At 40.7% G+C, this 9,907-nt stretch carries 10 protein-coding genes; 9 read left to right on the top strand and 1 reads right to left on the bottom strand.

What is annotated here, in order from left to right; genetic code table 11:
• Window positions 1-556: 556 nt before the first annotated feature.
• From HMPREF9304_RS03185 to HMPREF9304_RS03145, 9 genes are all read left to right on the top strand, one after another.
• Window positions 557-1,075 (top strand): KdsC family phosphatase, encoded by a 519-nt coding sequence (locus HMPREF9304_RS03185; RefSeq protein WP_025072403.1) that lies wholly within the window; start codon window positions 557-559, stop codon window positions 1,073-1,075.
• A gap of 42 nt (window positions 1,076-1,117) precedes the next feature.
• Window positions 1,118-1,681: a Maf-like protein gene (locus tag HMPREF9304_RS03180; protein ID WP_036926377.1), complete on the top strand. Its 564-nt coding sequence runs from the start codon at window positions 1,118-1,120 to the stop codon at window positions 1,679-1,681.
• A 357-nt stretch (window positions 1,682-2,038) separates the two neighbouring features.
• The gene (locus HMPREF9304_RS03175; protein ID WP_036926375.1) at window positions 2,039-2,515 is read left to right on the top strand and encodes a helix-turn-helix domain-containing protein; all 477 of its coding nucleotides are present in this window, start codon (window positions 2,039-2,041) and stop codon (window positions 2,513-2,515) included.
• A gap of 69 nt (window positions 2,516-2,584) precedes the next feature.
• Window positions 2,585-4,513, top strand: coding sequence for a dipeptidyl-peptidase 3 family protein (locus tag HMPREF9304_RS03170; RefSeq protein WP_197061633.1), 1,929 nt, complete (start codon window positions 2,585-2,587; stop codon window positions 4,511-4,513).
• On the top strand, window positions 4,503-5,111 hold the full coding sequence (locus tag HMPREF9304_RS03165) for a DNA alkylation repair protein (protein WP_036926370.1): 609 nt from the start codon (window positions 4,503-4,505) through the stop codon (window positions 5,109-5,111). The genes HMPREF9304_RS03170 and HMPREF9304_RS03165 overlap by 11 nt, the downstream gene beginning before the upstream one ends.
• 70 nt (window positions 5,112-5,181) lie before the next feature.
• Complete coding sequence (locus HMPREF9304_RS03160; protein ID WP_008122339.1) at window positions 5,182-5,661, top strand: Fur family transcriptional regulator; 480 nt, start codon at window positions 5,182-5,184, stop codon at window positions 5,659-5,661.
• 4 nt (window positions 5,662-5,665) lie between these two features.
• Complete coding sequence (locus tag HMPREF9304_RS03155; RefSeq protein WP_036926367.1) at window positions 5,666-6,940, top strand: adenylosuccinate synthase; 1,275 nt, start codon at window positions 5,666-5,668, stop codon at window positions 6,938-6,940.
• A gap of 16 nt (window positions 6,941-6,956) precedes the next feature.
• On the top strand, window positions 6,957-8,327 hold the full coding sequence (gene hisS, locus HMPREF9304_RS03150; RefSeq protein ID WP_036926365.1) for a histidine--tRNA ligase: 1,371 nt from the start codon (window positions 6,957-6,959) through the stop codon (window positions 8,325-8,327).
• 116 nt (window positions 8,328-8,443) lie between these two features.
• The gene (locus HMPREF9304_RS03145) at window positions 8,444-8,884 is read left to right on the top strand and encodes a Fur family transcriptional regulator (protein WP_036926362.1); all 441 of its coding nucleotides are present in this window, start codon (window positions 8,444-8,446) and stop codon (window positions 8,882-8,884) included.
• 235 nt (window positions 8,885-9,119) lie between these two features.
• Here the strand turns inward: HMPREF9304_RS03145 and HMPREF9304_RS03140 are convergent, their stop codons facing one another.
• Entirely contained in the window at window positions 9,120-9,785 is a 666-nt protein-coding gene (locus HMPREF9304_RS03140) for an MgtC/SapB family protein (RefSeq protein WP_036926360.1), read from the bottom strand.
• Window positions 9,786-9,907 lie beyond the last annotated feature (122 nt).

The raw sequence follows: 9,907 nt of genomic DNA, 5'->3' as shown, positions 1-9,907 counted from the left end.
CATCTAAAATCTTCAAAATAGAAAATTTCAATAGGCAAACGACCTGCAAAAATGCACTGATTTGAACAAAATAAACGTCTTTTCTGGCTGAAGCGTTGACTTAACGAGCTTGGAAACACTCTTTAGCCGTGTTATTCACATGACCTAAGAGCCTTAAAGCATGCAAATAGCAGGCTTATCTCAATGCTTTAGCCGCCGAGAAATGATAAAAAATCGAATGAAAGGGAATGGTTTATGTGTAATGTATTCAATAGCAATGAATTACAAAAGTCTTTCATAACTCGCGTATTTGCGACCCACTTTGCCGTTGGTTGATTTCACGCGAGTTATGAGAGGCACTTTGTAAAGAAAATTCAGCATTTATTTTTATTCAATCAAGCTTGCGACTAATGTTGCAAACACTGCGTTTTGGTAGTCCATTTTTGTTGTAAAATTACGATTCTTCCATGAAAGAGCCGTGCGCAAAACATCAAATGTTGATAAAAATGCCGACAATTCATGGAATTATAATTAACTTTGCAGAAATGAAAGCTTTCACAGAAAAACGATAAAAGCGATGATAAATTACGATTTAAGCAAAATAAAAGCGATTATATTTGATGTAGACGGTGTGTTGTCGAAGTCTACTATCACGCTGGATAGCGATGGAGAACCCTTGCGAACCATCAATATCAAAGACGGTTATGCCATTCAGCTTGCGCAAAAAAGAGGTCTGCGGATAGCCATTTTGACGGGTGGAAATACGCCAGCTGTGCGTCTGCGCTATGAGAGTCTTGGGTTGGAAGATATTTATATGGGCTGTAGCGTTAAAATTAAGCATTATCAGGATTTTATCCAGAAATACGGACTCACCGATGAAGAAGTGATATTTGTCGGCGACGACATACCAGATTATGAGGTCATGAAGCAATGTGGTTGTCCCTGTTGTCCTGCTGATGCCGTTGCTGAAATTAAAGAACTGTCCACTTATGTGAGCCATTATCGGGGCGGTGAAGGCTGTGGTAGAGACATCATTGAGCAAGTGTTAAGAGTGAAGAAATTATGGTTGAACGACCAGACGGCATTCGGTTGGTAACACAGCGCATTAAGGAAAAATAGGAAAAACAAACGAAAAGATATGACGAACTATCATCTTATTCTTGCTTCTAACTCACCACGTAGAAAGGAACTGTTAGAAGGATTAGATTTACCTTTTACGGTGAAGGTAAAAAAGTACGTTCCTGAAGATTATCCGAAAGATTTGCCAGTTGCCCAAGTGCCACAATTCATTGCAAAAGAAAAGGCGAGTGCCTATGACGTTTGTCATGGAGAATTGTTGCTCACAGCCGATACTGTCGTTGTTGTTGGACAGGAAGTGCTGGGCAAACCTGTTGATGAATCGGATGCAAGGCGCATGCTTCGGCTGTTGAGTGGGCGCACCCATCAGGTGATAACAGGCGTTTGTCTCACCACAACTTCCCAACAGAAGGCGTTTAGTGTCAGCACAAATGTTACTTTTAAGGAGCTTTCGGACGACGAGATAAATTATTATATTTCAAAATATCAACCTTTTGACAAGGCTGGTGCATATGGCATACAAGAATGGATAGGGTATGTGGGGGTGACAAAACTTGAAGGCAGTTATTATAATGTCATGGGACTCCCTGTACAACGAATTTATGAAGAAATGCAAACCATGTAACATTTTCGTGCTACAAAAGGCTTTAAGTAAGACTCAATGAATTATTATTATCTTTTATGAAAAATAAACAATCGTTTGTCTGATAGCATTTTCTTCTCTATCTGTCATTGTTGTTTTATTTTTAACGATAGTAGTTCTTTAGTTCTTGAAATGGCAATGCTCATCTATTTCTCTAAGTTCTTCATTTACTTAATGATGTATTAGTTTCGACGGATATGATAATAAAACTCACAAATTGTGCAAAAAATCATTGTAAATAGTGAAAACTTATAGAATTTTTGTGATAAAACTTGTGAAAATTAAAAAACATAACTATATTTGCAAGTATAGAGAATAACATTATAAATCACGAATTGTATGGCAAAGTATAACATCACCGAGAAAAAAGAGAAGGAGGCTGCCTACCGTTCGCTCGTTAGTCCCCAGTTGATGGACGAACTGAAGGAAAAAATCTTAGACATTATCCTTATTCAGAAGAAGTATAAAGATCAGAATTATTCAGCGAAAAAGTTAGCCGATGAGCTTGGTACCAACACACGATACATATCAGCGGCTGTCAATGTTCGTTTTCACATGAATTATACTTCCTTTGTGAATAAGTTTCGTATCGAAGAGGCGATGGCATTACTCGCAGATAAGCGCTATCAAGATTTGAACATGCAAGAAATCTCTGATGTGGTAGGATTTGCGAATAGACAGTCATTTTATTCCGCATTTTATAAACTAAACAACTGTACTCCTCGTGAATACAGGATTGAACATTTAGGAGCACAGCCTCAAGAGCCTGTTGCGCCTAAGAAAAGAGGACGCAAACCGAAATCTAAGAAAAAATAATTTTATTATTTTGCATTCATAGTGATTCAACATTTTAATTACTCGGACGAGCGATTTGCTGATTTGCAAATGCTTCGTTATCGATTAAAAGGCTTTGAGACGCTTAGCCTTCAACAAAAAATATATATCTACTATCTATCTAAAGCTGCACAAGCTGGTCGGGATATTACCACCGATCAGTTTGGAAAATATAATCTCAAGATACGAAAAGTCCTAGAGCTGATTTATGCGCAGCATGCTAACGCTATCGACAATCCTGAGTTTCAAGCTTTAGAAGTCTATCTCAAACGGATATGGTTCTCTAATGGTATCTATCATCATTACGGTTGTGAAAAGCTACAACCCGGCTTTTCACCTTCTTTCTTCAAGACGTTGTTGTTGACTGTTCCACCGTCGCAGTTGCCGTTGAAGGCAGGGCAGTCGGTTGAAATGCTGTATGATGAACTATATCCTATACTCTTTGACCCCAACTACTTACCCAAGCGAGTTAACAAGACCGATGGAGACGATTTGGTACTCACATCTGCTTGTAACTTCTATGATAACGTGACGCAGGCTGAAGTGGAGTCCTATTACCAACGAATGAGGCGTACCCATGACGAAGAACCCATCTCTTATGGATTAAATTCCAAGGTCATTAAAGACGAAAATGGAAGAGTACAGGAAGTAAAATGGACCTCAACGGGACTCTATGGGAAAGCCATTCAGCGTATTATCATGTGGTTAGAGAGGGCGATTTCCTATGCAGAAAACGACCAGCAAAAGCATGTTTTGGAGCTTCTTATTACTTACTATCATACAGGAGAATTAAAGTTATTCGACCAATTTTCGATAGAATGGTTGAAAGAGCAAGACGGTCAGGTAGATTTTATCAATGGCTTTATTGAAGTATATGGTGACCCTTTAGGTTTGAAAGGGTCGTGGGAAGGCTTCGTTTCATATAAAGATAAGGAAGCCACTCAGCGCACCAAACTCATCAGTCAGCATGCACAGTGGTTTGAAAATCATTCGCCAGTAGACCAAAGATTTAAGAAACAAGAAGTAAGAGGTGTGACAGCGCATGTTGTTTGTGCAGCTATGTTGGGCGGTGATGAATATCCAGCCTCGGCAATTGGTATCAACTTGCCAAATGCAGAATGGATACGCGCACGATATGGTTCGAAAAGTGTCACGATAGGTAATCTCACCGAGGCTTATAATGAGGTGGCACGAGGCAATGGGTTGCATGAAGAATTTGTGGTGGATGATGAAATTCTCCGTCAAATCAACCTGTATGGAAATCTCTGTGACAATCTACATACCGACCTTCATGAATGTGTTGGTCATGGAAGTGGACAACTGTTGCCGGGCGTTAGTGGCGATGCGCTAAGGGCATATGGTGATACGATTGAAGAAGCTCGTGCAGATTTGTTTGCTTTATACTATATGGCGGATGAAAAATTGGTGGAGCTTGGACTACTTCCTGACACGACAGCCTATCAAGCACAATATTACACGTACCTGATGAACGGTCTGATGACGCAGCTTGTGCGCATTCAGTTGGGACACAAAATAGAGGAGGCTCACATGAGAAATCGTGCGCTCATCGCCCATTGGGTGTTGGCACATGCAGGTGATGCTGTAGCGATTGTGGAGCGTTCTGTAGAAGGTACAAACGAAATAAAGCACTATGTACAAGTCAATGACTATTCCAAATTGAGAAATCTCTTTGGAGAATTGTTGGCTGAAATTCAACGTATCAAGAGTGAAGGAGATTTTGAAGCGGCTCGAAATATGGTTGAAACCTATGCTGTCAACGTTGATTCGGTATTACACGAAGAGGTGTTGAAACGATACCGCCAATTAGATATCGCCCCGTATAAAGGTTTTATCAATCCGTGGATGAAGCCTCAATTAGATGATCAAGGAAATATTATCGATATTGAGCTTGATTATACCGAGTCGTATGCGCATCAAATGATGAGATATTCTAAAGAGTCAGCTGCCGATGAATCATGATATAAATGAAACAGTGAAAGAAATCAAGCGTTCGTTTCGCTTGTTAATGAATGGTGTTGCCTCGCAGTCTATGCGTGAGAAGGGTGCTTCTTATTTCGTGAACTGGGGTTGTTCGTTAGGCGATTTATCCAACATGGCAAAGCAATATGGCAAAAACTACCATTTAGCGATTGCCTTATGGAAAGAAAACATCCGTGAATGTAAAATTTTAGCAACGTTGATAATGCCACCAGAGCAATTGGATGCTGACATCGTTGATATTTGGGTAGCAGACATCCACACGCAAGATTTAGCCGAAATAGCATCGTTCAATCTCTTTCAATATTTGCCTTATGCTTCCGTTCTTGCCTACCAATGGATGGCGACAGATGATAAGATAAAGCAAATTTGTGCTTATCAGATCTTGTCACGACTGTTTATGAGGGGAGTAGTGCCTAACGAACGAGGCATTAATGAGTTCTTAGATCAAAGTAGTGTCGCTTTGCAACACGAAGATGTGGGCGTTCGTCATGCCGCGATGAATTGCATTGTGCGGTTTTGTGCATTGGGAGACGAGTATCATCAAATCGCAACGAAGGCACTTCAAATGGAGATTTAAGATTTATACTTGCATGCTGATACTTTTTTCCAAAGAAAAGTTGTAACTTTGTGGTGTTATATAGCTCAATATGAAAAAAGATATCAGAAATGCCGTTAGGCAACATCTGGATGATTATCTTATCACAAACAATCTCCGAAAGACATCTGAGAGATATGCAATTCTTGACGCTGTGCTTAGCTTAAAAGGGCATTTCTCGTTGGATGAGCTGAATGATTATCTCTTAGAAAAAAGCTTCAGGGTGAGCAGAGCAACGCTATATAACAATTTACGGCTCTTTCAAAAGTTACGATTCGTCGTCTGTCATCGTCTTTCTAATGGTACAAAGTACGAATCATGCTGTGACAGTAAGGACCATTGTCATCAGATTTGCACCATTTGTGGTAAAGTGACGGAGATTAACAGCGCAGAATTGAGAGACACCGTGGAGGAGATGAAGCTCAAAAGGTTCAAAAAAGACGCTTATACATTATATATATATGGGGTGTGTAGTTCGTGTCAAGCAAAGATTACACGCCGCAAATCCAACAGAAAGAAATTAAAACCATAAAATCATGAATACAGGTAAAGTAGATGTGCTCCTCGGACTACAATGGGGAGATGAAGGCAAAGGGAAGGTCGTTGATGTGCTGACACCCAAATATGACGTCATTGCAAGATTTCAAGGGGGACCCAATGCAGGGCATACGCTCGAATTTGAAAACCAGAAATATGTGTTACGAAGCATCCCCTCAGGTATCTTTCAAGGTGGAAAGCTGAACATCATTGGCAATGGGGTTGTGCTTGCTCCCGACCTCTTTATGAAAGAAGCCCAGGAACTTGAAAAGAGTGGACACGAATTGAAAAGCCGTATTCACATCTCAAAGAAAGCACATTTAATCATGCCTACTCATAGAATTTTGGATCAGGCATACGAGGCAGCACGAGGAAAGGGAAAGGTTGGAACGACAGGGAAGGGAATTGGTCCCACTTATACTGACAAGACTTCACGCAACGGTCTACGTGTAGGAGATATATTAGATCGCTTTGACGAAAAATATCAGGCGCACAAGGAGCGTCATCTCAAGATGCTGAAAGCACTCAACTATTCTGATTTTGATATTACTGAAACAGAAAAGGAGTGGATGGAGGGCGTTGAATACCTCAAACAATTCAAGTTAGTGGATAGTGAACATGAAATCAATCATCTGCTTCGACAGCAAAAGACAATCTTGTGTGAAGGAGCGCAAGGCACGATGCTTGATGTTGATTTTGGTAGTTATCCTTTCGTCACCTCTTCTAATACGATATGTGCAGGTGCTTGTATCGGACTTGGATTGGGTCCTCGCATGATAGGAAATGTCTATGGCATCATGAAAGCGTATTGTACACGTGTAGGCTCTGGTCCTTTCCCCACAGAACTCTTTGACGAAACAGGCAAGCAACTTCGTGACTTAGGTCATGAGTACGGTGCTGTGACAGGGCGTGAGCGTCGTTGCGGATGGGTGGATTTAATCCAACTGCGTTATTCTGTGATGGTCAACGGGGTGACTCATCTCATTTTAATGAAGAGTGATGTCCTTGATGAGATGAAGACAATTAAAGCATGTGTAGGCTACAAGTTGCCCGATGGCACCACTACGAAAGAGCTTCCTTTTGACTTGGAGGGTGTGGAGCCTATTTACCAAGAGTTGGAAGGATGGCAAACGGATATGACAAAGATGACCTCTGAGGACGAATTCCCTGCTGCTTTCAAGAAATATCTGCAGTTCATAGAGGAGTTCCTTGAAACTCCTATAAAGATTGTGTCTATAGGCCCAGACCGCGCACAAACGGTGATTAGAAAATAATGTGAAGGAAATAGCAATGGCAAACAAACCAAGTATTGTAAAAGGAACACGCGACTTCTCTCCAGCGGAGATGTCTAAAAGAAATTATATTTTTAACACTATCAAAGAGGTCTATGCTCTTTACGGTTACCAACAGATAGAAACGCCGTCGTTAGAAACGCTTCAGACCCTCATGGGGAAATATGGAGAAGAGGGCGATAAACTTTTATTCAAAGTATTGAACTCTGGAGATTTCTTAAATAAGGTAAGCGACGAAGAACTTCAAGAGCGCAATGTTTTGAAATTAGCTTCCAAGATTTGCGAAAAAGGTCTTCGTTACGACTTAACCGTACCTTTTGCTCGTTATGTGGTGATGCATCATGATGAAATACAATTCCCATTCAAGCGTTACCAAATACAGCCAGTATGGCGTGCTGACCGACCGCAAAAAGGGCGTTATCGTGAATTTTATCAATGCGATGCCGATGTGGTTGGCTCTGATTCTCTATTGAATGAGGTGGAGCTGATGCAGATTGTCGATGAAGTATTTACACGATTTGGCGTACGCGTGTTGCTAAAAATCAACAATCGGAAGATTCTGACAGGGATTGCAGAAGTGATAGGTGCTGCAGATAAGATAGTAGATATCACTGTTGCAATTGACAAGTTGGATAAAATCGGACTGGAAGGTGTGAACCAAGAATTGGCGAATGTCGGAATTGACGCTGATGCCATTGAGAAGTTGCAGCCTATCATTTCATTGCAAGGAACCAATGAAGAAAAACTAAAGACCATTGGCGAGGTGCTGAAAGACAGCGAAATAGGGCTGAAAGGTGTCGAAGAGGTTTCTTATATCTTAAAGGTATTGAAGTCGGTAGGGCTGCATCATGAAATAGAACTTGATTTAACTTTGGCACGCGGACTCAACTACTATACAGGGGCAATCTTCGAAGTAAAAGCCTTGGATGTAGAGATTGGCAGCATCACAGGTGGAGGTCGATACGATAACCTTACGGGTATCTTCGGTAAACCCGGCTTGAGTGGCGTCGGTATCTCTTTCGGAGCCGACCGCATCTATGATGTCCTTCATGCGCTCAACCTTTATCCCAAAGAAACCATCGGTAGTACTCAGTTGCTGTTTATCAACTTTGGTGACCAAGAAACGGCTTACTGTCTACCATTAGTGAATGAGGCTCGTCGACAAGGAGTGTGCACAGAGCTTTTCCCAGATGCTGTGAAAATGAAGAAGCAGATGAGTTATGCCAATGCTCATGAAATCCCCTATGTGGCTTTAGCTGGCGAGAATGAAATGAAAGAAAATAAAATCACGCTTAAGGATATGCGTTCTGGGGAGCAGAAATTATTGTCTAAAGATGATTTAATTCCATACCTTTTAGAGCAAAAATAATACAATTTTTCGGTAAAAATAAAAAGTTTATTATCCAACATCAGTTTTCTTTGTTGGTTATGAGAGAAATTATCATAAATTTTGTACATTTGCAAGCAATACAAAAAGAATAAAATATGATATTAGATAATCAGGCTTACAACAGACTTATTGATGCGGGAATTCACCCATCGGCTCAACGTATCGCTATTATGGAGTATCTTTTGACAAATTTCACGCACCCAACGGTGGATGAAGTGTATAAAAATCTCTGTCCAAAAATCCCTACATTGAGTAAAACTACGGTGTATAACACATTGCGTTTGTTTGCAGAACATCATGCTGCACAGATGATTACCATCGACGATCATCGTGTTTGCTATGACGGAAAGATGGAGCCTCATGTACATTTTTTCTGCAATAAATGCGGAAAGATTATCGACTTGCCAAATGAGGCAGCTCCCCAATTGGCAGAAAAACGTAACATTGACGGTCACATCGTGGACGAGATGCAACTCTATTATAAAGGAGTTTGCAACGAATGTGTTAATGCAGAGCTGGAAAAATCACAGAATTGATTTTTATTACTGAAAAGACTTACCCTTTCACATCTTTAATATTTCAAAATGAACCCATTGAGTTAGCTGTTTTAACTCAATGGGTTTGCGCTGTTATCTCCATGGGTTAACGCCCTTATCTACATGGGTTAATGCCCTTATCTCCATGAGTTAACACCCTTATCTCCATGGGTTGTGGCGTTAAGTCAATGACTTTGTTTTACAGGTGATTGCGAGTAACGAATTTGAGGATTTGTTATTCTATATTTTCAACGGTCACTCCGTCAAATTCTGAGATAAAATCAATAAAACCGTTGTCAAATCTACTTCGTTTCATCACCATTTCCATGCTGACATGGTAAGCCTCTTTGGCTTGAAAACTTTCAAGTTTTACACGGTATGAATGTAGAACAGCCTTTTCGTTTTTTAATCTTAAAAGAATTTCATCAATATGTGCTTTGTCGGGTGAAATAAAGGAAAAACTGATATGGCGTGTTCCAAAATGCTGTATCGTGTAGTTCAGAACCTCCAAACAGATAAGCACCAAAACCGTGCTGGCAACAGAAACGGTGTACAATCCCGCACCCGTAGCCAAGCCGATGGCGGAAGTAACCCACAAACCCGCAGCAGTGGTGAGGCCTCTGACTACATGTTTTTGGAAAATAATCGTTCCTGCTCCGATAAAACCAATACCGCTAACCACCTGTGCAGCAATGCGTGAAGGGTCTAAAGAGACGTTGGGTGAGGTCTCCAAAATGTGAGAAAAGCCATATTGTGAAACAACCATGAAGAGCGCACTACCAAGGGCTACCAAAAAATGTGTGCGAAAACCTGCTTCTTTGGCACGATATTCCCGTTCTATCCCAATCAGACCGCCTAAGATGCCTGCAATGAAAATCCGAATAATGAAGGTTAATTCCATAAAGGCTGGTTCTATAAATTAGCTTTGTTAGTTTTTGAGCTTATTTTTGAGGTCAAAATGTAAGAGAGTGAAGGAGTGTAGCGAGCTACACGACTGAACGAACTTACATTTTGAACCAAAAA

Source organism: Hoylesella timonensis S9-PR14 (assembly GCF_000762405.1).
Taxonomy (GTDB): domain Bacteria; phylum Bacteroidota; class Bacteroidia; order Bacteroidales; family Bacteroidaceae; genus Prevotella; species Prevotella timonensis_A.
This window is presented reverse-complemented; position numbering and strand designations above follow the sequence as displayed.

What these genes read in the sequence shown, in the direction of transcription:
- HMPREF9304_RS03165 (WP_036926370.1), top strand. Translation starts at nt 4,503, where the DNA reads ATGAATCATGATATAAATGAAACAGTGAAAGAAATCAAGCGTTCGTTT.
- HMPREF9304_RS03155 (WP_036926367.1), top strand. Translation starts at nt 5,666, where the DNA reads ATGAATACAGGTAAAGTAGATGTGCTCCTCGGACTACAATGGGGAGAT.
- HMPREF9304_RS03180 (WP_036926377.1), top strand. Translation starts at nt 1,118, where the DNA reads ATGACGAACTATCATCTTATTCTTGCTTCTAACTCACCACGTAGAAAG.
- HMPREF9304_RS03175 (WP_036926375.1), top strand. Translation starts at nt 2,039, where the DNA reads ATGGCAAAGTATAACATCACCGAGAAAAAAGAGAAGGAGGCTGCCTAC.
- HMPREF9304_RS03160 (WP_008122339.1), top strand. Translation starts at nt 5,182, where the DNA reads ATGAAAAAAGATATCAGAAATGCCGTTAGGCAACATCTGGATGATTAT.
- HMPREF9304_RS03140 (WP_036926360.1), bottom strand. Translation starts at nt 9,785, where the DNA reads ATGGAATTAACCTTCATTATTCGGATTTTCATTGCAGGCATCTTAGGC.
- HMPREF9304_RS03170 (WP_197061633.1), top strand. Translation starts at nt 2,585, where the DNA reads ATGCTTCGTTATCGATTAAAAGGCTTTGAGACGCTTAGCCTTCAACAA.
- hisS (WP_036926365.1), top strand. Translation starts at nt 6,957, where the DNA reads ATGGCAAACAAACCAAGTATTGTAAAAGGAACACGCGACTTCTCTCCA.
- HMPREF9304_RS03185 (WP_025072403.1), top strand. Translation starts at nt 557, where the DNA reads ATGATAAATTACGATTTAAGCAAAATAAAAGCGATTATATTTGATGTA.
- HMPREF9304_RS03145 (WP_036926362.1), top strand. Translation starts at nt 8,444, where the DNA reads ATGATATTAGATAATCAGGCTTACAACAGACTTATTGATGCGGGAATT.